We start from the raw sequence: 21,622 nt of genomic DNA on the forward strand, positions 1-21,622 counted from the left end.
ACACCTCACCCGCGGTCGTTTCCGTGCCCCCTTCCACCGTACGGCCGCCCGCATCACCCCACACCACGAGGCGGTGCGACCTGTTCGAGGTCGCTGACGGTGCCGGACATGAGGGCCCGGATGTGTTCGGTGAGGTGCTCTGCGGGCCAGTCCCACCAGGCGAGGGCGAGGAGACGGGCGATGGCGTCGTCGTCATGGCGGCGGCGGACGAGGCGGGCCGGGTTGCCGCCGACGATGCCGTAGTCGGGGACGTCGTTCACGACCACGGCTCCGGACGCGATGATCGCGCCGTGCCCGATGCGGACTCCGGGCATGACCATGGTGTCGTAGCCGAACCAGACGTCGTTGCCGACGACGGTGTCGCCCCTGCCGGGCAGGTCCCGGAGCAGGTCGAAGTGCTCGGCCCAGGAGCCGCCCATGAGGGGAAAGGGGAACGTGGACGGGCCGTCCATGCGGTGGTTGGCGCCGTTCATGATGAACCGCACCCCGGTGCCCAGCGCACAGAACTTACCGATGATCAGTTTCTCCGGCCCGTAGTGGTAGAGCACGTTGCGGGTCTCGAACGCGGTCGGATCCTCCGGGTCGTCGTAGTAGGAGTACTCCCCGACCTCGATGAGCGGCGAGGTCACCAGCGGCTTCAGCAGGACCACGCGCGGCTGGTCGGGGAACGGGTGAAGCACCGTCGGGTCCGCAGGAAGGCGGTTCATGGCAGTCGCTTTCGGTCCGGCACGGGTGGCGGATGCCCCCCATTGTGCCGGGGCGTGCGCGGCCGTCCCCCACATCGCCCGATGCGGCGTCGACTCCTCTTTCAGCCCTTGGAAGGGCGGTTGACCTGCTCTTTGGCCATCTTGAGGAGATCATGGCTGAAAATTCTTGCAGAAACTTGCAAGCATCGTCATGCCGCCCGAGGATTCGGGGCATGGCAAACCACAGGACACGCACAGTCCGCCCCGTCGCCCTCATGGCCATGACCGCGGCAGGTCTCCTGCTGACCCCGGCCACCGCCCCGTCGGCCGCGGCGGCCACCGGATCGCCGGCCCCGGCGTGCGTGGAGTACGTCCAGAGCTGGCGCTACACCGACGTCCACAACGGCTGCGGTGACACCGTGGCCGTCACGGTCGAGTACACGAACGGCCAGTGGGCCCCGTGCCGCGTCCTCGAACCCGGCGGCCGGGCGACGTTTTCCGGCTACGGGACGGGCGGCAACTACGTCACGGGGCTACGGACGTGCGACCCCGCCCCGGCGACCGCCGACAGGCCCGCTTCCTGATGTCCCGCTTTCCCCTTCCTTAAGCGGAACCTAAGACTCATCAGGGCCGCACCGAAACGAACGAATGTCCGTTTCGGTGCGGCTAGCGTGCTGCCGCAACCCCAACTCCCCAGTAACACAGAGGCAGGCACGCGATGGGCAGCACAGTCGGTCACCGGCGCAGGACGAGTCGTACGGCCAGGGTCACGGGCGCGATCGTGGCGGCGGCGGTGATCGGCGGCGCGGCCTTCGCGCTCACCGGAACCGCCCACGCCGGTACCGTCGGCGCCGTCTACACGAAGTCCAGCTCCTGGAGCGGTGGTTACACCGGGCAGTACGTCATCACCAACAGCACCGGGCAGGCACAGTCGGGCTGGACGCTGGAGTTCGACCTGCCGGCGGGCACGAAGATCGACTCGCTCTGGAACGGCACCCACACCGTCGCCGACCGGCGCGTCACCGTGAAGCCCGCAAGCTGGAACGGCCAGTTGGCGGCCGGCGCCTCCGTCACCGTCGGCTTCGTGACGAGCGGCTCCGGCGCCCCCGGTGACCCGACGGGCTGCCGCATCAACGGGGTGAAGTGTTCCGTGGACCAGGGCGCGACGGCCCAGCCGAGCGGGCGCCCCACCGCCCGTCCCACCGCCACCGCGGCGCCGACCACGGCCCCGACGGCGTCGGCCACCTCCGCCGCACCGACCCGGACCGCTTCGCCCTCCCCCACGGCGACCGCGCCGGCCCCCACGGGCGGCGGCGCGCGCTTCGCCCCGTACGTGGACACCTCGCTGTACCCCGCGTACGACCTGCTCGACACCGCCGCCCAGACCGGTGTGAAGGAGTTCCACCTCGCCTTCATCACCTCCGGCGGCAGCTGCGCACCGCTGTGGGGCGGCGTCACCGATCTCGCGAACGACAAGGTCGCCGCGCAGATCGGTGCGCTGCGCGCCAAGGGCGGCGACGTCCGGGTGTCCTTCGGCGGGGCCGCCGGGCACGAACTCGCCCTGAACTGCTCCACCGTGGACGACCTGGCCGCCGCCTACGGGAAGGTCGTCGACCAGTACCGGCTCACCAAGGTCGACTTCGACATCGAGGGCGCGGCCCTGCCGGACACCGCCGCCAACGCGCGCCGCGCGCAGGCCATCGCCAAGCTCCAGAAGTCCCACCCGGGTCTCGACGTGGCCTTCACCCTGCCCGTGATGCCCGAGGGCCTGACCCAGCCGGGCGTGGCCCTGCTGGCCGACGCCCGCAAGAACGGCGTCCGCGTCGACGCCGTCAACATCATGGCGATGGACTACGGTCCCGCGTACAGCGGCGACATGGGGCAGTACGCGATCCAGGCCGCGACGGCCACGCAGGCCCAGATCAAGGGGGTGCTCGGGCTCTCCGACGCGGCGGCGTGGAAGGCCGTCGCCGTCACGCCGATGATCGGTGTCAACGACGTGACCAGCGAGGTCTTCACCGTCGCGGACGCCACGCAGCTCGTGGAGTTCGCGGCGGCGAAGGGGATCGGCCGGCTGGCGATGTGGTCCTCGACGCGTGACAAGCAGTGCGCCGCCGGAGCCGTCAACCACGCCGACGCCACCTGCAGTTCGATCCTCCAGCAGCCGCTGGCCTTCACCAGGGCCTTCGGCGCCCTCAAGTAGCCCACGCCCCGGCCGGCTCGGGCCGGCTCGGGCCAGCTCGGGCCGGCTCAGGCCAGGATGCCCGCGCGGGTGGCGATGTCGAGCGCCACGTCGAGACGTGGGGCGGGGCCGCCCTCCGCACCGGGCACGGTCAGCAGGGCCGTCACCGCGTCGGCGTCGGCCCTGCCCTCCCGCACGAGCGCCGCGAACCGGTCGACGGCCCCGGTGAGGGCCCGCTCGTGCACGTGGGGAACGTCGAAGGAGGACGCCGTGAGCCCGAGGAACTCCTCGTGCGAGCCGACCCAGGGCGCGGCCCCCTCCAGCCCGTCCTCGCGCACCTCCTCCGGGTACGGGATGCGGTGCCATGCGCCGTCCTCCCACCAGTAGACGAAGCCGAACAGGTTGCCTTCGGCGTCGTCCCGCAGGAGGTCCCAGGGCAGCCAGTCGGGCCCGCCCGCGAGGAAGTCGATCTGCTCGTCGCCCACGTGGGTGTGGCTGCCGTCGGGGTCCTGGCCGCAGAACACGGCGCGTCCCCCGTCGAACACGCTCAGGCGCCACCAGCCGTCGCCGCCGGTGCTGTGGCACCAGAGGCCGTCCTCGTCGAGGGCGAACTCCGTCCGTGTGGAGCAGGCGGCGTCGACCATGGCCATGATCGCGGCTCTGGCCCACAACTGCTCGGGGTGGTCGAGGTCTTCGGGCCGGCTCGGCGTGTGCATCGTGTGATCTCCTTCCGGGTGCCGGGCAAGCCTCGCACGCCGCGGGCGGGGCGCCGGAAGGGGGTCCGCCGCCGGCCGCGTGATCCCGTGCACCGTCCGTTCGGCCGCTGCCGGTCGGCCGAATTGCCGATGGTCGGGCGGACCCGCCCGCGGGGACCCTCATGAAGGGCCGCTTCACCCCCTTTCCCGCCATTTCCTCCGGCTCGTGGGCGAGGTCTACGACAGCAGCAGCACCCGCCCCGGCCCACATGGTGAGAGGATCCCGGCCCCATCAGGCCCCTCTGCCGAGCGATCGCGCCATTGTGCGCGCCGGGCCGACTCCACGGCGCACGAACCGGGTTACCGTCCGCGCATGTTTTCGAATCCGCGAACTCCCGCAGCGTTGCCGCGCAGTCGACGGGCCTTGCTGCGCACCGCCGTCGCCGGCACCGCCGCCGCTGTCGGCGCGGGCCTGGCGCTCGGCTCGGCCGCTCCCGCCTCCGCCGCCTCTCGGGATGCCGAGAGCACCGGGCCCGTCACCACGCCCGAACAGGCGCTGCGCCGGCTGGCGGCCGGCAACCACCGCTGGCGGACCCGGCAGCAGGAGCATCCGCACGAGTCCGGCGCGCTGCGCCGCCGGCTCGTCCAGGGCCAGCACCCGTTCGCGGTCGTGCTGGGCTGTGTCGACTCGCGCGTGCCACCCGAACTGGTTTTCGACCAGGGGCTGGGAGACCTGCTGACCGTGCGCTCCGCGGGTGAGGTGCTCGACGAGGCCGTGCTCGGGAGCGTCGCGTACGGGGTGCTGGAACTGCGCGTACCGCTGGTGCTCGTACTGGCCCACCAGTCCTGCGGAGCCGTCGCGGCGGCCGTCCACGCGGACGAGACGGGCGAGCCGCTGCCCGCCCACATCCAGTACCTGGCCGATCAGATACGGCCGTCCATAGAGCGGGGTCAGCACGGGGACGCCCGGGTCGACGCGACGATCAACGCGCACGCGCGCGGCGTCCGCGGACGCCTGGCGGCGGAGCCGGACCTCGCGGGGAGGGTGGCGGCGGGTGAACTGGCCGTGGTCGCCGCCCGCTACGACCTGCGCGACCAGCAGGTACGCGTCCTGTCCTGACCCGGACCGCGCGTACGGCCCGTCCCGGCCGGGGGTCCGGCCGGGACGGGCTCGGTGCTACGTCGTTCAGACGTTGACGCAGGTGTTGCCGGCGGCCGGGTTGAGCGCGCCGATCACGTTGATGCTGTTCCCGCAGACGTTGATCGGAATGTGGATCGGGATCTGGACGACGTTGCCCGAGAGGATGCCCGGCGAGCCGACCGCGAAGCCCTCCGCGACGGAGTCCGCGGAGGCCGAGGACGCACCGCCGATGACCGCCAGACCCAGCACCAGGGCGAGGCCCGCACTCTTCCAAACACGCGACACGTGGAATCTCCTTGTCGTGCAGGGCGGTGCCGGAGCACCGCACGGCCCCGAGGGGGGCCGCCCCTCCTTCTTCGGCAGCTGACCACCGCCGACCGAAGTCCGCACGGCCCCGTTCCCCCGAAGAGGTGTCGCGCGGCCTCCGTTTGGACGTATCCGCGCGAAGGCGGGTTCGAGGCCCTGTTCGAGCGGACGGCCGGCCCGCCTTCCTCAACTTCCCCCGTCACCAGGGCCGCTTGGACGCGCGTCAGGCCGTCCGGTGGAGGTCCTCGCGGCGCACCGCGTGGGCGAAGGGCAGGCCGGCGCCGTAGCGGGCGATCTCCTCGATCGCGGAGTCGGCCATGCGGTGGAGTTCGTTGCCGAGGGACCCGGCGATGTGCGGCGTGAGCAGGACGTTGGGCAGGTCGTACAGCGGGGAGTCGGCGGGCAGGACCTCCGGCTCGGTGACGTCGATGACCGCGTGGAGCCGGCCGGAGGTCAGCTCGGCCGTGAGGGCGGAGCCGTCGACCAGGGATCCGCGCGCCGTGTTGATCAGGGTCGCGCCGTCGCGCATCAGGGCGAGCCTGCGGCGGTCGATCATCGCCCGGGTCTCCGGCAGCTCGGGGGCGTGCAGGCTGACGACGTCGCAGGTGCGGCAGAGTTCGTCGAGCCCGACCGCGCGGGCGCCGAGGCCGGCCGCCTGCTCTTGGCTCACGTACGGGTCGTACAGGGCGAGTTCGAGGTCGTAGGGGGCGAGGAGTTCGATGACGCGGCGACCGATCCGGGAGGCGCCGACGATGCCGACGCGGCGGTGGTAGTTGCCGATGTGCCCGTGGTCCTGGTGCCAGTCGCGCCGCCGGCCGCGCGCTGCGCGGTAGTCCTCGCGCAGCCGCAGTACGTGTTTGTTGGAGAGCAGGACCATGGCGACGGTGTACTCGGCCACCGGCAGGGAGTTGGCCCGCGCGGCGGAGGACACCACGATGCCCCGCTCCCAACAGGCGTCGGTGACGATCTGCTTGACCGATCCGGCCGCGTGGACGACGGCCCTGAGGCGGGGTGCGGCAGCCAGGGCCCGCGCGTCGACGGCGGGCGCGCCCCAGCAGGTGAGCAGGACCTCCGCCCGCGCCAGCGACGCCGCCGCGCCGGGTTCCGCGTAGTCGTCGAGGATCAACTCAGGCTCCACGTCGGCCACTTCGCGGAGCCGGCGGGTGGCGGCGTCGTCCAGCAGACGGGAGCGGAGCCCGGGGGCCATGGCCAGCAGGGTGCGGGGGCGGCGAAGGGACATGGGGGTGCTCCTTGCGGCGGGGAGGAGGCCGCCAGAATCCCCGAGCCGGGAAGAGGCCGTCAAGGACCGCGGACCACAGCCGATCAGGTGCCCCGCGGTTACCCGCCGGCCGGGCGACGACCTCCGTAGGAGGCGACCAACGCGTCCGCCACGGCCGCCGCGTCCGCCTCGGCCACGTCCCCCGGATACTCCGGCAGGAGGTCGTCCCAGACCACCATCCACGACCCGTACAGCTGGGCCATTCCCTCGGGCCGGGCGAAGAACCAGACGTGCAGATGCGCGCCGCCGTCCCCGATCCGGTGGACGTGGGCCCGCACGATGTTCGGCAGCGCCTGCACGTGGCGGGCGATGTGGGCGGTCAGCACCCCCAGTTCGGCCGCCAGCTCGTCGGGGAGGTCCGCCAGGTCGTGGTGATCGCGCGGATGCAGCATGAGCACAAGCGGTACGCCGACGCCCGCGATCCGGGTCAGCCGCCAGCGGTCGTGGAGCCAGATCCCGTCGTCCCGGCCGCGGCACGCGTCGCACTCCGACGGGTCCTCGCCGTGCCGCGCCGGCTCCGGCAGCACCGGAGGTCGCAGCGGCGCGACGCGGAGCCCGTCGGGCTCGAAGGGGCTGATGTCCCACCCCGTCATGCGGGCCAGCGGGAGACGCCGCTCGGCGTCGGCGGCGGCGAGGGCGTGGTCGTAGAACTCGTCAGGTCGTAAGGCCATGATCCGCAGCCTAGTCGCCGACGCACGGAGCGCCCGGGGCGGGGCGGGTACGCTTCCGGGCCGGTCCGGGCACGCAAGCGGGCGTGGCGGCACCCGGTCCGGGGGATCGGACCGGGTGCTCGCGTGGTCACCGCATCACGTCACGCGGGCTTCTGCGACCAACTCGTGCACAGGGACCAGATGATGAAGACGTCGATCGCGATGATGATGATCGACCACCACGGCTGGTAGGGCAGCCACAGGAAGTTGACGATGATGCTGAGGCTGGCGAGGGCGATGCCCGCGCCCCTGGCCACGTTGGAGCCGAAGAACAGGCCCACTCCGGTCAGGACGACGACGAGTCCGACGATGAGGTGGATCCAGCCCCACGCCGTCAGGTCGAATTCGAAGACGTAGCTGCCGAGGCGCGCGTACACGTCGTCCTCGGCGATGGCCGCGATGCCCTGGAAGATCGCGAGGCATCCGGTCACGACGAGGAGGACCGCGGCGAAGAACGTGCCGACCGCTCCTCCGGTTCCGTCGCCACCGCTGGACAGCGGTGTGGTGCCCGGCGCGGGGCCGGTGTTCCAAGTTCCCCCGGTCGGTGTCGACTGGCCCATCGAACTCACCTCACAGTTGGCGGTACCGCGCCGGACACACATCGCAGTGTGGTCCGGCCGACGGCTTCTCGTGATCACCCGAAGCGGGTGGTCCTCCCTTCCGGGTCGGTTGGCGGGCGCGGCGTCAGGCGGGTACCTGGCGCATTTCGAGCACCCGCAGGCCCAGGGACTGGAAGCGTGTGAGGAGCCCGTACAGGTGTGCCTCGTCCGCCACGATGCCGAGGAGGAGCGTCTGCTCCCGGACCGGGATCCGGTCGAGCTCGGGGAAGTTCGCGGCGAGTGTGTCCGGCACGACGCCCGAGATGCGGAACTCGTAGCGCATGAGAGCACTCACTTCTCTCCGTAGGAAGACTTCAGGTGCTGGTGGTGCCCTGCCATCGTCGGCCCGCCCCGGCATTCGGGCATCGCCCGTAACGGGCGAGTGCGCCGCGCGGCCTCACAGCAGGCCGAGGGCCTGGGCCCGGTGGACTGCGTCGCTGCGCCGGGTGACGCCGAGCTTGCGGTAGATGCTCTTCAGGTGGGTCTTCACCGTGTTGGCCGACACGTACAGCTCGGCCGCGATCTCCTCGGTGGACAGCATCCGCGCGGCCTGGCGCAGCACCTCGGTCTCCCGCGCGCTGAGCGACTCCACCACGGGCGGTGCCACCACGGGCGGTGCGACCGCGGGCGGTGGTCCGTCGGCCGGTCGGCCCTGGCGCGCTGCCGGCCGCGGGGCCTCCCGCAGGGTCCGGCGTACGCGGGCCCCGCCCTCGGCGAACGGCAGGCGCAGTCCCTCCGGCCGGGCGAGGTCCACGGCCTCGGCCTGCCTGCGCCGGGCCTCCTCGGTGTCGCCCTGCGCGGCGGCGAGCCGCCCCCTGAGCAGGCACGCCGCCAGCCGGGCCGGTGCCGCGAGGCCGTCGTCCGCGGGCAGGCCCGCCAGCTCCCGCGCCGCGGGCCCGGTGCGGCCGGCCGCCAGGAGGGCGCGGGCCCGGGCCAGGGCGTGCTCGGGCCGCCCGCAGGGCGCTGCGTCCAGCACCCGGAGGGCCGCTGCGGCGTCACCGCGCGCCAGGTGCGCGGCCGATTCGGCGACGGCCAGCTCGTCCACCGCCCACGCGGATGCGGGCGTGGCCGTGGCTGCCGGGCGCAGGCGGGTGAGTACGGCGAGCGCGGCCCCGCCGTCGCCCTCGTACGCCGCGATCCGGGCGCCGATGACGGCGGCCAGGACCGCGGCCACGGCATCGGGGCGGGGCCCGGCGGCCGCGATCGCCGTGGCCAGGTCAAGGTGGGAGCGGGCGGCGGGCAGGTCGTCGTGCTCGACGGCGACGCCCGCCAGGACGAGGTGTCCGGCGCCGGACCGGCGCTCGGGCGGGAGCGCCGCCTGCTCGGCGACCGCGAGGGACGCGCGGGCGTGCTCGGCGGCCCGCCGCAGCCGGCCCCTCATCAGCTCGGCGAGGGCCAGCGAGCCGAGCGCGTCGCAGAGCGGGTACTGCGTTCCCGTATCGGTGCCCGCGCCGGCTCGCCGATCCGTACCCGGCTCCGTTCCCGGCTCCGTTCCCGGCTCCGTTCCCGGCCCTCCGCAGGCCTCGACGGCCGCCGCGAGGGCGCTCTCCGCGGCGTCGGGCCGTCCGGCGCCGAGCCGCACCGCGCCGAGGGCCGCCAGGAGCAGGGCGCGCAACTCCGGGTGGGCGGCGACGCGCGGCGGCGGCAGCTCGCCGAGCACGCGTTCGGCGTCGGCCGCCGCCCGCTCGGTGGCCGCCAGGTCGCCGGTCGTGCGCCCCGCGAGCACGCCCAGGAAGGCCCGGCTGAGCCGGGCGGCCGCGCCGGAGCCGGGGCTCAGGCGGGAGTCCGCGCGCCGCGCCGCGTCCTCGTATCCGGGGAGGTCCTGTACGACGAGCCGGGCGGCCGCGCCGACCAGCGCGGGTGCCGCGCCCGGCGCCTCGGCCGGCAGGGGCGCGAAGGCCCGGTTCAGCTGCTCGGCCTCCAGGCCGGTGAACAGCCGGCCGATCGCGAGGTCGTCGACGAGCTGCCCCGCGGCGAAGGGCCAGTCGCCGGCGGCGGCCCCCTGGACCACGGCCTCCGTGAGCCGGCCGGTCCCGGCGAGCCAGCGCGCCGCCCGCCCGTGCAGCTGCTGCTCCAGGCCGGGGTGGCGCTGGCGCAGGTGGGCGCGCAGGACCTCGGCGAACAGGGGGTGCAGCCGGTACCAGGCCGAGGCGTCGACCTGTTCCAGGAACGCGTTGTCGCGGGCCAGCCCGGCGAGTGTCCGGGCGGCGTCGTCGCGGCCGGTCAGCGCGTCGGCGAGGTCGGGGTGGACCCGGTCGGTGACGCTGACGCGCAGCAGCAGGTCCTGGGTGTCCGGGGGCTGCGCGTCGAGCACCTCCTTGAGCAGGTAGTCGGCGATCGTGGTGCGGTCGGCCGCGAACTGGCGGACGAAGGCCTCCGGGTCGGGGCTTCGCTGCATCGCGAGGGCGCACAGCCGCACCCCGGCGGCCCATCCCTCGGTCCGCCGCATCAGCAGCCGGATGCCTGCCTGGGAGATGTCCAGCCGGTGCTCGCCCAGCAGGGCCTCGGCGTCCGCGTGGGTGAACCTGAGGTCGGCGTGCCGGATCTCCGCGATCTCGCCGGCCGCCCGGTAGCGGTGCAGTGGGAGCAGGGAGTCCGTCCTGCTGGTGAGTACGATGCGCAGCCCCCCGGCGGCGTGCCGGAGCACGAAGTCCAGGCCCTCGGTCATGGCGGGCGGCTGGGCCGTGTCGAACTGGTCGAGCACGAGGACCACGGGCTGCGCGGAATCGGCCAGGCCCGCCGCCAGGCGCACCAGGAACGACTGGGTCACTCCTTCGGCGCGGGTCGGTCTGCCGACGGCGGCGGGCAGCTCCACCCCGCCCCGGTGCAGGGCCTCCAGGACGTACGCCCAGAAGACGCCGGGGGCGTCGTCGGGCTCGACGGTCAGCCACAGGGGCGCCCGTGGTGCGCACCCGCCGGCCGCCGCCCAGTGGGCGGTGAGCACCGTCTTGCCGGAGCCGGCCGGACCGTTGATCAGGGTGAGCGGGCCCCGTACCCCGGCCGTCAGGCGTCTGAGCAGCTCGGGCCGGTGGACGAGGGTCTTCGGCACGGCCGGTGCGGTGAATCTGGCCGTGAGCATGGGGTCGCACTGTGGTCGGGCCACAGCCTCCACTCAAACCGTCATCGGTGGTGATCACCACTCGGGTCACCCGGACCGGGTGAGGTGCGGGCGGGCTGCGCGGTGGCGGACGGCTCCGGCGGGTCGTCCGGGGTGTGCAGCCGGCGTGCCGTCCATGGCTCGTGGGCCAGGGTGTATCCGAGGGAGATGCCCATGGTGACGACGACGAAGAACATGATCAGCCAGGACAGGATGACGAAGACCAGTCCGAGGCCGCCGAACTGCTGGAGGCTGTGGTTCATGGCGCGGGGCATGTAGAAGCGGGAGCCCCAGCTGACCACGCTCTCGCCGACCGCGACCAGGACCGCGCCCGGCAGCAGGGGCAGCCACGCCACGCGGCCGCCGAGCAGGAGGTGCTGGGTCCACCACCACAGCAGGGTCCCGCTGATGAGCGAGACGACCGCTCCGAGGACCCGGCCGGTCCCGAACGCCTGCTGGATCGGCCCCTGGAACAGCAGGGCCGTCAGCCAGACCAGCAGCCAGGCGACCCAGCGCCAGGCCGCGAGCCGGGCGCCCGCCTTCGGCAGGTGCCACGCGCGCTCGCAGGTCCGCTGGAGGGCGCGGCTGCAGGCGGTGGCGGACAGCAGCGTGACCACGACGCCCACCGCCCCGGTGCTCGCGATGGTTGCCGTGTCTTCGCCGCTGTTGTGCACCACCGAGCGGATCTGGTCCAGGGCCGGGCCCGTGAGGCCCAGGGTCCCGCTGATGGTGGAGACGAGCTGCTTGCGCATCCAGTCGGGTGCGAGGGCGCCGATGACGAAGATGGCGGGGATGGCGCCGAGGAAGGCCTGCGCGGCCAGCCGGGTCGCGCAGTCCAGCAGGTTGACGCGGGCGAACTGTTCGAGGGTCCGGCCCAGGAACGGCGTGTACTTGCGCATCCAGCCCGGCACGGTGAAGCGGGGCGGCTTGTCGCGCGGTCCGGACACGGTGACGGCTCCTTCCGCGGACGGCGCCCGTCAGCTGCGGTGGCCCTCCATGAGAGCAGGATGGGGCAGCCCGGCAGCTCCGGCATGCCGGGAGGCCTGTCCGCGCGGGAAACGGGCCCGCTGGAAAAGGGCGCGCGGCCGCGGGGTCCGCACGCCTACGATCGACCCCCCGCCACCGCCCGCCGCCACCCTCACCGGGCGGGACCGGGCGGGACCGGGCGGCGCGTCGAGAGAAGGACCGATGGAGATCATCTTCCGGAAGCTTCCACACAACCGGCACGATCTCGAGGTGCGGGACCGGCGGGGGCCGGACGTCCGGCTGCCGGGGCAGGCGACCGGTCCGAGCATGCCGCACGACCTCGTGCACGCGGCGGTCGAGAGCGCGCTCTCGATCACCGACGGGTTCTGGGGGGCCATGGCGCGGGGCGCGACCTTCGAGGGGTTCGAACCGGTGGTACCGACCCGCCACCGCCGGTCGGGAATGAAGGTCCTGCGGCGCGGCGGCGACGCGGTGATGCGGGCCGAGCTGTGCGTCAACTGGGCCTACCGCGTCTGGTCCGGGCTGAGCACGGAGGGCAGGGGCGTGGGCCGGAGCCCGCTCGACGACCGGCAGGTCGCCCTGGCGTGCGCGGCGCTCGACCGCGCCGCCGGACGCTGGTCCGAGGTGGCGGAGGGCGGTTCCCTCACCTGGCGCTGGTAGCGCCCGCCCGGCGGCCGGGTCAGCCGGCGAGGAAGGAGAGCCGGACCTGACGGCGGGGGTTGTCCCGATTGGTGTCCACCAAGGTGACGGACTGCCAGGTTCCGAGTTCCAGCGTGCCGTCGATCACGGGAAGCGTCGCGTGGGGCGGGACGATCGCCGGCAGGACGTGGTCGCGTCCGTGGCCCGGGGAGCCGTGCCGGTGCCGCCACCGGTCGTCGGCCGGCAGCAGCGACTTCAGGGCGGTCAGCAGGTCGTCGTCGCTGCCCGCTCCCGTTTCGATGACGGCGAGCCCGGCGGTCGCGTGCGGTGTGAAGATGTTGAGCAGTCCGCTCCGGCCGCGCGCCACCTCCCCGAGGAAGGCGGCACACGCGGAGGTCAGGTCGTGGACGGTCTCCCGGTCCCCGGTCGTCACGTCGATGGTGCGCGATACGAAGGTGTCGGCCATGTCGTCATCCTCCCGCCGCCCCGCTCCGCGACGGCGCAACCAGGCCGGTGCCGGCGGGTGGCCGGTGCGTCACGCCACCGGGTGTTCCATGCAGACCAGGTCCTCGCGCGGGTCCCACGATGCGCAGATCCGGAAGCCCGACCGTTCGTAGAGGGCGATCGCGGAGGTCCGCCAGTTCCAGACGGAGAGGCGGACGGTGGCGACACCGCCGTCGGCGCAGTGGGCGACGGCCTCGCGCAGCAGTACGGAGGCGATGCCGCGCCCCCGCCGGGCCGGATCGGTCCACAGCCGTTTGATCTCCGCGCTCCCTCCGGCCGGAGCGGTCACCACGAGGCAGCCCGCCGCAGCGCCTCCCTCGACGGCGATCAGCACCGTGTCGTCGGCGAAGGCGGCGCGCGGGTCGTCGATCTCGGCGCGGTAGCGCGGGGGCAGCCGGGTCGCGTCCGTGACCGGGCTGCCCTTCTCCTCTTCGGTGCACAGGTGATATGCGGTCAGCAGTGCCGCCAGTGCGTCCGGTTCCCGGACCAGGCGGCCGGGGCTGCGGACGACGGTCGCCGTGATGTGCTCGCTCATGACGGGAGCATGGCATCCCCGGCGGAGCGGAGCGGTGGCCGGGTCAGGGCTCCGTGGCGTTCGGGTCGGCGACGACGAAGACGTCGGACAGGGGCGCGGTGTCGGCCTTCGCCCTGATCAGCAGGTCGTAGGTGCCGGGGGGCAGGAGGCCGAGGGTGAACTGCTGGCGCACCCGGGGGACGGTGACGGGCACGTTGCGGACGCTCAGACCGGTGGACCGGTCGGTCACCGAGAGGTTGGCCTCGATCTCGGGCAGGTCCCTGTCACGCAGGGCGCTGTTGGCTCCGATCTCGCAGACGAAGGGCTCGTCGGCGAGGTAGAGGTCGTCGCCGAGGTAGCTGAACCAGGAGGTCACGGCGGACCGCAGGTCGTCGATGCGGATGTCGTGCAGGGACTGCAGGATGCCCTTCAGGTGGTCGAGCATCGCCTCCTGGTTCTGCAGGCTCCCGTGTTTCTGCGGGACGAAGGTGCGGGCGTCCTCGGTGCCGGAGAGCGCGGCGGACAGCTTGGGGACGGTGCCGTCACCGCCCTCGTCGAAGGCGTCGCGGGCCCTCAGGGTGACGGCCTTGTGGTCGGTGATCCGGGCCGACTGCAGGGTGGGCTGGTCCATGCCGACGATGGGGTGGTAGACCACCGGGTCGGCTTCCCAGGCGGCGTTCTTGCGGTTCTCGGCGGCGGCTCTCTCCATCTCGTCGAAGAACTCGGTGAGGTGGCTGCTCCATTGCGGCTGCCAGCCGGGCAGTCCGGCCTTGGCGGGGACCGCGGCCTGGCCGTCCGGCCCGTAGACGCACTTGTAGACGGGCACGAGCTGGTGCAGGGAGGTGAGGGAGCGCAGGAGGCGGGTGAGGTCGTGTTCGAACGGGCCGATCCGCTTCTGGAAGCCGTTGCACAGGAACTCGACGGCGTTGAGGGAGCCGTAGTAGGGGGTGCCGAAGGTCACGACGGCCCGGGTGTCCCGCCATCCCTGCAGGGCCTCGACGAAGTAGCGGGCGACGAGTCCGCCCATCGAGTGCCCGATCAGGACGAGCCGGGCCGCGGAGTTGCCGCTCGACTCGCGCCAGTCGCGCAGCCAGGTGGTGCTCCGTTCGGCGAGCCTGCGGGCGGCGGCCCGGTTGTCGCGCCGCCAGTCGTAGGGGAACGGGAAGTAGTTCCTGCCCTTCTCCAGCTCGAAGCGGTCCAGCAGGAACCTCTCGACCGCCGTGTAGCCGTCGATCTTCCACAGGCCGGGCAGGGTGTGCAGGTCGGGCACCAGCCGGTCGGCGACGACGCCGTCGCCGAGGTCGTCCACGTGCCAGTCGTCCCCCCGCAGTTCGAGGGAGTCCAGTGAGCCGCCCAGGCTGGCCAGCGCGCCCAGTACGGCGGACGGTGAGGGCGCCCAGACGTCCTTGCCGTTCCTGGTCAGTACGCTCCCGGTGATGCCGGGGAGCAGTACGACGACGTCACCCATCGGGATCCTGGCCATGAGCGGACCTCCTAACTGCCCCCCGGCCGGTCGGACGTGCCGGGCGGGGCGAACGGTTCGGCCGCGTCCCCGTAGTGCTGGTAGGCGGCCCAGGCGCTCTGCCGCTGCCCGTTCGTCACGGTGCCCGGGTCCTGTTCGCTCCCGGCGTCCGGCCGGTAGATCGCCTTGCGGGCCGCCCGGACCGCGCCGCCCACCGTCGGCGGGCCGTCGCCGGTGCCGTCGGGGAACAGGTTCTTGTAGAACTGCCTGGCGAAGGTGACTCCCTGGTCGTCGGGGATCCGCCAGGCCGCCCCGATGTAGTGCCCGACACCCGCGCGCAGGAACTCGTCGGCGAGGCTCGGCACCATCGCGGCCTGCGGGTTCCCCCACGGCGTCCGGTCCGCGACCGCGGCCGGTACGGGCTGGGCGCCGGTGCCCGCGATGGCGCCGCCGCCGGTCCCTGTCCCGGTCCCCGTACCGGGGCCGGTCGGGCCGCCGAGGCGGGCCGAGTAGCAGGCGTTGGCCATGACGATCAGGGGCGGCTGTTCGAGCATGGTCAGTTCCTGGGACGTCAGCAGGCCGTCCGCGAAGACCCAGCCCGCGCGGCGCCCCGTACCGGAGAAGTCGAAGTCGCCGTGGCCGCAGTAGTGGACGATGTGGTTGCCCCCGCAGAGCAGGACCCGCAGGACGTCGAGGCGCCGCGCGAGGTCGACGCCCTGCTCTCGGGAGGCGTTGGTCGCACCGATGAACAGGGTCACGTCCACGCCCAGTTCCCTGAGCTGGGCGGCGACGCCGAGGGCCTCCTGGCGGGCGCCCGGCAGCTTGAAGCCCTTCTCCGGGTCGCCCGGGTCGCCGATCACCAGGGCGCGCAGCGGCCCGTCCGAGAGTCCCTCGGTCATCACGCGCGAGTAGGGCGTGCGCAGTTGCCGGGACAGCTGGGTGCGGATCGCCAGCGGGTCGCGCCGCTCGGCGCCCGCCTGCCGGATCTCGGTGAGGAACTCCCACGGTACGGAGGCGGTGTCCCGGTCGAGTTCGAGCAGCACGGTGGCGTCGTCGGTGAGCAGCCGCTGGAACTCCGACGGGACCACGAACCGGGAGAGCAGGTCGGGCAGTTCGCGGGCGTCCTCGACGCTCGGCTCCGTCAGCCGGTCCACGAGCTCGCGCAGCAGGCCCATCTCCACGGGGGCGAGCCGTTCCGGTATGGTCGCCCGCCCGGTCAGCGCGGCCCAGCGCAGCCCGCCGACGCCCGACTGGACGGACATCCGGACCGGCACGGAGCCGTCCGGGGCCTCCGCGGACCGCCCGACCGTCAGGGAGAGGTCGGTGCGCTTCACCGTTGCCAGGTCGGTGAGTTGCTCGCGGATCTGCGCCTGGATGTTGTCGTCGAAGTCCTTCAGTACGGAGCGCAGGGCGCTCTCGTCGTCCGGTCCGCCGAGCCCCGTGAGCGCGGCCAGGGCGTACACGGCGGCGGAGGGCCTGGACATCCGGCCGCCCGCGCCCTCGCGCAGCTCCGGGGTGATCTTCAGCTGGGGCAGGTTCGCGGTGGCCTCGGTCAGGGCGAGGTGGAGCTGCTCGGCGCGCAGTCGGTCGACCTCCACGAGGAGCACCTCGGTGAGGCGGGGCGGTGGCGGTGACGTCGCCAGCGCGGCGAGGACCCCGGCGAATCCCCGGACGAGGGCGCGGGCCGCGTGTTTCACGCTGAGGTTGCCCGTGCCCGATCCGATGAGCACGGTGGCCATGGTCCCGACGTGGCCGAGTGCGACGGCTTCGCCGAGCAGGGAGGCGTACAGCTGGCCGGCGCGGCGTTCCGTCAGCGTTCCCATCGGGCCCATGCCGACGACGGCGGCGGACCGCACCGTTCCGTCTCCGCACGGGAAGTACGTGACCTCTCCCAGCTGGGCGTCGATCCAGCCGAGCTTGGTGTGCGCCGTGATGAGCCCGCGGGGCCCGACGGATATCGCACGGTCCAGGGCGAGCTCCGCGTCGGCGGGCACCACCGACTGGTAGTGCCCCGTGACGTGCAGGTCGGCGGCGACCTCCGCGAGGTCGCCCCACATCACCGTGATGCGCAGGGACGGGGCGTCGGCGCGCGGTGCCTCCTCGGGGGGCGGGGGCGTTGGCCGCGTGGCCGGGTTGGCGGCCGTCGGTGCGTTCTCCAGCAGGTCGGCGATGCCAGCGGCGGGGGTGCTCATCGCGTCCTCCTTCGAGTCGCCCGAGCCTCACAGTCCGGTGCGTCGCGCCGGTCTCCCCACACAGGATTATCCCACCGATTCGACGCCCGGCCCTGACGAAGCGGGGGCGAAGTACGGGGCGAACGTTCGACGTTCAACCTCACTGCACGCTGAAGCGGTGGGGGTGGGCGGGGTCCTGGGGGCAGGCGAAGACGTTGAGCTTGCCGAAGTTGCCCACGGCCACCCCGGTCGGGCGGTTCGCGCCGGCTCCGCCCCCGGCGGGCAGCGAGCGCCAACTCTCGCTGTCGGAGCGCCACTCGGAGGAGTCGACGGTCAGCAGCGGCCGCATTCCGCGGCCGCAGGCGGGACAGTCCGTGCTCCCGGGCCCGGTGACGTTCCACGCCGCGTGCCCGCCGGCCTTCCAGCCGGGCGCGACGGACGGGTCGCCCTGGTAGCTCGGCGGGACGGTCCGGGCCCCTTCCCCGGTGCCGTCCGCGGCTTCGTACCCGTCCTCGTACGCGGCTTCGCAGGCGGCTTCGCAGGCGGCCTCCTCCCGCGCGTCCTCCCGCTCCTCGACGCGCTCGTGTTCGGTGACCCGTTCCGGAGCTGGGCCACCGCGAGCAGCGGACCGCTGTGAAAGCGCGGCTCGTCGCACACCGGCCACCGCTCGCCGGCCGGCCACAGCAGCGGACCTCCCACGCGGCTGTCCCGCGCCGCCGGGTTTCCGGCGCGGGGGTGCAGCCCGGTCGCCGCCGCGCGATGGGCGGCCGGCCCCGGGAACAGGGCGGCCGAACCCAGAAGGCGGCGACCGGGGTGCGTTCTTCGGGTGTGGGAAGGCAACCGGAGCGGGAATACCTTTCATACTTCCCCCCACCGCACGTGCAGCCTTCGGTTGAAAGGATGTTCGGTGACGTCTCAAAGCATTCATCAGTCCTCTGAAGGGCATGTACCGGTCCTGCGTGGCGAGCGGGCGGTGGAGTGGGCGACGGGCATGGTGATGGCCCTGGCGCCCTGCGGGACCCGTGAGGCACGGCTGGTACTGGCGGCCGCCGCCGAGCTGGCGCAGGTCCCGGTGGCGGACTTCGCGGCCGCGGTGGTCGCGGGCGCGCACGGGGAACCGGTTCCGGCCCGCTGGGACCGGGCGCTGCGCCGGGCGGTCGGGGCCCTGCTGGGCCCCCGGCCCGGCCCGGAGGGCGGCCGGGGGGTCCGGGGCGTGGGGCTGCTGCCCAGCCGGGCCCGGACCGGGGAGGTCCTGGCCCGGTTCCGGGCGTCGCGGGAGCGACTCGCTGCGGCCCCGGGCGACGGGACGGCCCGCAGCGCCATGGACGACGACGCCTACACCCTGTGCGTGCTGATGGGCCGGTCGACCGTCCACGAGGCCGTCATGGCAGCGGAACTGCATCTGGCGGAACCGGACTGACCGGGCCGGCGGGACTCCCCTCAGGCGTTGTCGTCGTCGAGTGCGGAGGCGAACCCGATGCACTCGACGTCGATCTGGTCGGCGAGCTCCGTCAGCACACCGGAGAGGTCGCCGGCGGTCTGCCGGTCGCCGCGCAGCTCGCCGGATTCGGCCGACTCCACCCAGTCCGCCGCGAGGCGGCGCAGCAGGGTGGTCACGTGGTCGGCGGGGATCAGCAGTACGCCGTCCGTGGCGGGGATCAGCGGTATCGACACGTGGATCATGGCAAGCCCTCCCGGAGAACCCTTGTCCGCGGCGGCTACCCGGTCGGGGGCGGGCCAATCCACCCGCCCCCGGGCCGCGGGCCGGGGCCGGCCGTGTGCGGCGTCCCGCCGGGGGTAGGCGCCGGAGGTACCTGACCGTCCGCACACCAGCCGAGGAGTGATCATGCCTCGCGGTTCCAGCCCCAAGCGGGAACGCCAGTACGAGCACATCAAGGAGAGCGCCGAGGAGCGCGGCGAGAGCCCGGAGCGGGCCAAGGAGATCGCCGCTCGGACCGTGAACAAGGAACGGGCCCGGGCCGGTGAGTCCGAGACGGCGAGCAGGACGTCGCTGGAGGACATGTCGTCCGCGAGGCGCGGCGGGCTGCACTCCCACAAAGGTGCCCAGGGCCCGACCTACGACCAGCTCTACGAGGAGGCCAGGCGCAAGAACCTCCATGGCCGGTCGTCCATGGACAAGGCCGAGCTGAAGCGGGAGCTGGGCTACTGAGCCCGGCCCGCCGACGAAGGAGGACACCATGACAGGACACGGGCAGAGCCACGGCCGGCGGCGGACCACGCCGTCGCAGGCGCCGGGCGAGAGCGGTGACCGGGAGGCCCGCAGGGAGGCGGAGGAGGCCGTCCGGCGCGGTTCGGACGGCGGGGCCGAAGGGGAGGCCGGTGCCCATGCCGCGAAGCGGCAGCGGCCGGGCACCGGCCGGGAGGAACAGGTCCGCCCGCACCCCCCGCGGGGCGAGCGCGCCGAGCCGGAGCACGACGACCGCTGAGCGGCCTTGCGGGTACCGGCCGTGACCGGCGGGACGCGGCCTAGGCCGGTCGGCGCATTCGGCGGATGATCGTGCCGCTCCCGGGGTAACCGCACGGCGTGATCACATTCGGCGTCGAAGAGGAATACCTCCTGGTGGATCCGGTGACGGTGCTGCCGGTCCCCGGGGCCGAGTACGTGCGCAGGGCGGCGGGCCTCGGTCCGCTCGCGGAGGACGGCGAGGTGCAGGACGAGCTGCTCCAGGCGCAGGTCGAGGTCGCCACGCCGGTCTGCACGGAGCTGGAGGAGGTGGGCGGCCATCTGCTGCGGCTGCGGCACGCGGTCGCGTCGGCCGCGGAGGAGCACGGCTGCCGGGTCGCCATGGCCGCGGCGGCGCCGCTCAGGGATACGTCGGCGGTGCCGGTCACCCGCAAGCCGCGGTACCTCAGGATGGAGGGCCAGGCCCGGCAGCTGGTGGACGAGCAGCTGATCAACGGCATGCACGTGCATGTGGGCGTGCCCGATCCGCAGACCGGCGTCGCGGTGCTGAACCGCATCCGGGTCTGGCTCCCCACGCTGCTGGCCATGTCGGCGAACTCTCCGCTGTGGGACGGCAAGGACACCGGCTTCGCGAGCTGGCGCACGATCGTCTTCGGCAGGTGGCCGGTGAGCGGTCCGCCGCCGTATTTCGACGGGCTCGCCGACTACGAGCAGCGGATCGACGCACTGGTCGCTTCCGGGGTGATCGCCGACCGGGGCCAGCTGTACTGGCAGGCGCGGCTCTCCGACCGCTTCCCGACCGTCGAGGTGCGGTGCCTGGACGTGCAGTTGCGGGCCGACGACGCGGTGATGCTGGCGGGCCTGGTGCGCGCGCTGGTCGCGGTCGCCCTCGCCGAGGAGAAGGCCGGAGCCGCTCCGGTGCTGTGCCGGCCGGAGCTGTTGCAGGCCGCCAACTGGCACGCGGCCCGGCACGGCCTGAACTCCACGCTGGTCGATCCCGACGGGCGCTGCCGCAGCAGCGGTGACGTGCTGTACTCCCTGCTCGCGCATGTCGCTCCGGGGTTGGCGGAGACGGGTGACGAGCGCGAGGTGTCTTCCCTCGTCCACCGGCTCCTCCAGGAGGGGACGCCGGCCGACCGGCAGCGCCGCGCCCTGCGGGAGGGCGGTATGCCGGCCCTCAGGAGCCTGATCGTCGGCGACTCCCCGTCCGGCTGAGCGTCCGGCCGAACCGGGGCCCTGCACGGTCCCGGGTCAGGGCAGGGTCCATATCTGGGTGGTGATCACGTAGAAGAAGGCGGCCCAGAGGACCATCGCCGCGGCGACGATGCCGAGTCCGATCATGTTGGACCTGCCGCGTGCCTCGTCCGGGTCGGGCCGCAGCCACCGCCGGAGCAGCTTGTTGACGTAGTAGGGCATGGTCACGAAGCTCATGATGAAGCTCGACAGGAGGTTGCCCACGAGGAGCCCCAGCCACAGCGGCATGCCCAGCGGGTGCAGGGCGAGCGTGAGGAGCACGACGGTCGGGTACAGGCCGACCCAGACCGCGACGGCGGTCTTCGTCTCCGAGGGCGGCGGCAGCTCCCTGCCGTTCTCCTCGAAGGCGAACCAGCTGCCGAACGAGTTGTCGATCGTGCGCAGCTCGAAGTCGCTGAACTTCTTGCCTTCGGCGAGCACCTCCTGCCGCCTGTCCGAGGTCAGCCAGGCGTCGAGGTGAGCCGCGTTGTCGAAGCGGTACAGGGTGGTCCATTCGTCCTGGAGACCCTCGATCGGGCGGAAGACCTCCGTCCCCCGGAAGCCCTCGAACCTGCTCTCCTCCAGGGTCATGCGGCGCTGCCAGTCGAGGAAGTCGTCGACGCTGCTGGGGTGGACGCGGTGGGTGACCACGACGGTCACGAGCGGGTCGGCGGGCTGGGTGCCGCCGCTGACGTACTGCTGGGTCGCCGGACCGTCGAAGTACCCCCTGGCGAGGTCGAGGAGGCTCTGTCTGGTCGCGCTGTTGAGCCAGGCCTGCAGGTGCGCGACCGAGTCGAACCGGTAGACGACGACCCAGTCGGGCTGCAGGGCCGTCGGCGGGGAGATCTCGGCGCCCAGGTGCCCCGGGTAGCCGGCGGCAGCGGCGTTGACGCCCTCCTGCCATGCCTCGTACTCCCGTTCCAGCCCGGGGAACACCTTGTGGCCGATGATGACGGTCGCCGCGCCGGACTGGGGCTTCTCGGTGTACATGA

Annotated in this window: 24 protein-coding genes; 8 read left to right on the plus strand and 16 right to left on the minus strand. The window is 73.2% G+C overall.

From position 1 onward, the window contains the following. Nucleotides 1-53: 53 nt before the first annotated feature. Nucleotides 54-707, minus strand: coding sequence for a CatB-related O-acetyltransferase (locus IG86_RS0113915; RefSeq protein WP_030897011.1), 654 nt, complete (start codon nucleotides 705-707; stop codon nucleotides 54-56). 212 nt (nucleotides 708-919) lie between these two features. On the opposite strand from IG86_RS0113915, the gene IG86_RS0113920 reads away from it, so the two are divergent. Beyond that, entirely contained in the window at nucleotides 920-1,270 is a 351-nt protein-coding gene (locus IG86_RS0113920; RefSeq protein WP_107056232.1) for an alpha-amylase, read from the plus strand. A 134-nt stretch (nucleotides 1,271-1,404) separates the two neighbouring features. Continuing rightward, a complete protein-coding gene (locus IG86_RS0113925) occupies nucleotides 1,405-2,889 on the plus strand; it encodes a glycoside hydrolase family 18 protein (protein ID WP_030897013.1) in 1,485 nt (494 codons plus the stop codon). Nucleotides 2,890-2,936: 47 nt separating this feature from the next. On the opposite strand, the gene IG86_RS39925 is transcribed toward IG86_RS0113925, so the two are convergent. Beyond that, nucleotides 2,937-3,584, minus strand: coding sequence for a hypothetical protein (locus IG86_RS39925; RefSeq protein ID WP_051785157.1), 648 nt, complete (start codon nucleotides 3,582-3,584; stop codon nucleotides 2,937-2,939). Nucleotides 3,585-3,936: 352 nt separating this feature from the next. Here IG86_RS39925 and IG86_RS0113935 point away from each other — a divergent pair, with 352 nt between their 5' ends. Continuing rightward, nucleotides 3,937-4,683, plus strand: coding sequence for a carbonic anhydrase (locus IG86_RS0113935; protein WP_030897014.1), 747 nt, complete (start codon nucleotides 3,937-3,939; stop codon nucleotides 4,681-4,683). 66 nt (nucleotides 4,684-4,749) lie between these two features. Here the strand turns inward: IG86_RS0113935 and IG86_RS0113940 are convergent, their stop codons facing one another. The 7 genes from IG86_RS0113940 to IG86_RS0113970 all read right to left on the minus strand — a co-directional run bounded on the left by IG86_RS0113940 (nucleotide 4,750) and on the right by IG86_RS0113970 (nucleotide 11,642). Next, the gene (locus IG86_RS0113940; protein WP_030820342.1) at nucleotides 4,750-4,989 is read right to left on the minus strand and encodes a chaplin; all 240 of its coding nucleotides are present in this window, start codon (nucleotides 4,987-4,989) and stop codon (nucleotides 4,750-4,752) included. Between the two features lie 244 nt (nucleotides 4,990-5,233). After that, a complete protein-coding gene (locus tag IG86_RS0113945) occupies nucleotides 5,234-6,250 on the minus strand; it encodes a hydroxyacid dehydrogenase (RefSeq protein ID WP_030897015.1) in 1,017 nt (338 codons plus the stop codon). Nucleotides 6,251-6,348: 98 nt separating this feature from the next. Further along, nucleotides 6,349-6,960 (minus strand): hypothetical protein, encoded by a 612-nt coding sequence (locus tag IG86_RS0113950; RefSeq protein ID WP_030820344.1) that lies wholly within the window; start codon nucleotides 6,958-6,960, stop codon nucleotides 6,349-6,351. 140 nt (nucleotides 6,961-7,100) lie between these two features. Further along, nucleotides 7,101-7,559, minus strand: a complete 459-nt coding sequence (locus IG86_RS0113955) for a DUF7144 family membrane protein (protein WP_030662024.1) — start codon at nucleotides 7,557-7,559, stop codon at nucleotides 7,101-7,103. 124 nt (nucleotides 7,560-7,683) lie between these two features. Beyond that, nucleotides 7,684-7,881 (minus strand): hypothetical protein, encoded by a 198-nt coding sequence (locus tag IG86_RS0113960; RefSeq protein WP_030662027.1) that lies wholly within the window; start codon nucleotides 7,879-7,881, stop codon nucleotides 7,684-7,686. A 114-nt stretch (nucleotides 7,882-7,995) separates the two neighbouring features. Continuing rightward, nucleotides 7,996-10,677, minus strand: coding sequence for a winged helix-turn-helix domain-containing protein (locus IG86_RS0113965; RefSeq protein ID WP_051785158.1), 2,682 nt, complete (start codon nucleotides 10,675-10,677; stop codon nucleotides 7,996-7,998). Between the two features lie 41 nt (nucleotides 10,678-10,718). Beyond that, complete coding sequence (locus IG86_RS0113970) at nucleotides 10,719-11,642, minus strand: YhjD/YihY/BrkB family envelope integrity protein (protein ID WP_063761521.1); 924 nt, start codon at nucleotides 11,640-11,642, stop codon at nucleotides 10,719-10,721. A 241-nt stretch (nucleotides 11,643-11,883) separates the two neighbouring features. Here IG86_RS0113970 and IG86_RS0113975 point away from each other — a divergent pair, with 241 nt between their 5' ends. Beyond that, nucleotides 11,884-12,342, plus strand: a complete 459-nt coding sequence (locus tag IG86_RS0113975; RefSeq protein ID WP_030897021.1) for a hypothetical protein — start codon at nucleotides 11,884-11,886, stop codon at nucleotides 12,340-12,342. 19 nt (nucleotides 12,343-12,361) lie between these two features. Here IG86_RS0113975 and IG86_RS0113980 read toward each other — a convergent pair whose 3' ends face one another. The 5 genes from IG86_RS0113980 to IG86_RS39930 all read right to left on the minus strand — a co-directional run bounded on the left by IG86_RS0113980 (nucleotide 12,362) and on the right by IG86_RS39930 (nucleotide 17,627). Next, entirely contained in the window at nucleotides 12,362-12,787 is a 426-nt protein-coding gene (locus tag IG86_RS0113980) for a secondary thiamine-phosphate synthase enzyme YjbQ (protein WP_030820351.1), read from the minus strand. Nucleotides 12,788-12,856: 69 nt separating this feature from the next. Further along, on the minus strand, nucleotides 12,857-13,360 hold the full coding sequence (locus tag IG86_RS0113985; RefSeq protein WP_030820353.1) for a GNAT family N-acetyltransferase: 504 nt from the start codon (nucleotides 13,358-13,360) through the stop codon (nucleotides 12,857-12,859). A 43-nt stretch (nucleotides 13,361-13,403) separates the two neighbouring features. Continuing rightward, nucleotides 13,404-14,822 carry an alpha/beta hydrolase gene (locus IG86_RS0113990; RefSeq protein ID WP_234316237.1) on the minus strand — a complete coding sequence of 473 codons (1,419 nt, stop codon included), beginning with the start codon at nucleotides 14,820-14,822 and terminating at the stop codon, nucleotides 13,404-13,406. A gap of 11 nt (nucleotides 14,823-14,833) precedes the next feature. Further along, nucleotides 14,834-16,993, minus strand: a complete 2,160-nt coding sequence (locus tag IG86_RS0113995; protein WP_030820357.1) for a CHAT domain-containing protein — start codon at nucleotides 16,991-16,993, stop codon at nucleotides 14,834-14,836. 139 nt (nucleotides 16,994-17,132) lie between these two features. Beyond that, nucleotides 17,133-17,627: a hypothetical protein gene (locus IG86_RS39930; RefSeq protein WP_244305845.1), complete on the minus strand. Its 495-nt coding sequence runs from the start codon at nucleotides 17,625-17,627 to the stop codon at nucleotides 17,133-17,135. A gap of 336 nt (nucleotides 17,628-17,963) precedes the next feature. On the opposite strand from IG86_RS39930, the gene IG86_RS42255 reads away from it, so the two are divergent. Beyond that, nucleotides 17,964-18,392: a DUF5133 domain-containing protein gene (locus IG86_RS42255; protein WP_051785160.1), complete on the plus strand. Its 429-nt coding sequence runs from the start codon at nucleotides 17,964-17,966 to the stop codon at nucleotides 18,390-18,392. Between the two features lie 20 nt (nucleotides 18,393-18,412). Here the strand turns inward: IG86_RS42255 and IG86_RS0114010 are convergent, their stop codons facing one another. Further along, complete coding sequence (locus IG86_RS0114010) at nucleotides 18,413-18,655, minus strand: DUF6213 family protein (protein WP_045321909.1); 243 nt, start codon at nucleotides 18,653-18,655, stop codon at nucleotides 18,413-18,415. A gap of 163 nt (nucleotides 18,656-18,818) precedes the next feature. On the opposite strand from IG86_RS0114010, the gene IG86_RS0114015 reads away from it, so the two are divergent. From IG86_RS0114015 to IG86_RS0114025, 3 genes are all read left to right on the plus strand, one after another. Continuing rightward, the gene (locus IG86_RS0114015) at nucleotides 18,819-19,142 is read left to right on the plus strand and encodes a hypothetical protein (protein ID WP_030820365.1); all 324 of its coding nucleotides are present in this window, start codon (nucleotides 18,819-18,821) and stop codon (nucleotides 19,140-19,142) included. 28 nt (nucleotides 19,143-19,170) lie between these two features. Then, nucleotides 19,171-19,419 (plus strand): hypothetical protein, encoded by a 249-nt coding sequence (locus tag IG86_RS0114020; protein WP_030897026.1) that lies wholly within the window; start codon nucleotides 19,171-19,173, stop codon nucleotides 19,417-19,419. Between the two features lie 98 nt (nucleotides 19,420-19,517). Beyond that, nucleotides 19,518-20,612: a carboxylate-amine ligase gene (locus tag IG86_RS0114025; protein ID WP_030897028.1), complete on the plus strand. Its 1,095-nt coding sequence runs from the start codon at nucleotides 19,518-19,520 to the stop codon at nucleotides 20,610-20,612. Nucleotides 20,613-20,648: 36 nt separating this feature from the next. On the opposite strand, the gene IG86_RS0114030 is transcribed toward IG86_RS0114025, so the two are convergent. Continuing rightward, the gene (locus IG86_RS0114030) at nucleotides 20,649-21,620 is read right to left on the minus strand and encodes an antibiotic biosynthesis monooxygenase (protein ID WP_030820371.1); all 972 of its coding nucleotides are present in this window, start codon (nucleotides 21,618-21,620) and stop codon (nucleotides 20,649-20,651) included. Nucleotides 21,621-21,622: the final 2 nt, after the last annotated feature.

This window comes from Streptomyces virginiae, from assembly GCF_000720455.1.
Taxonomy (GTDB): domain Bacteria; phylum Actinomycetota; class Actinomycetes; order Streptomycetales; family Streptomycetaceae; genus Streptomyces; species Streptomyces virginiae.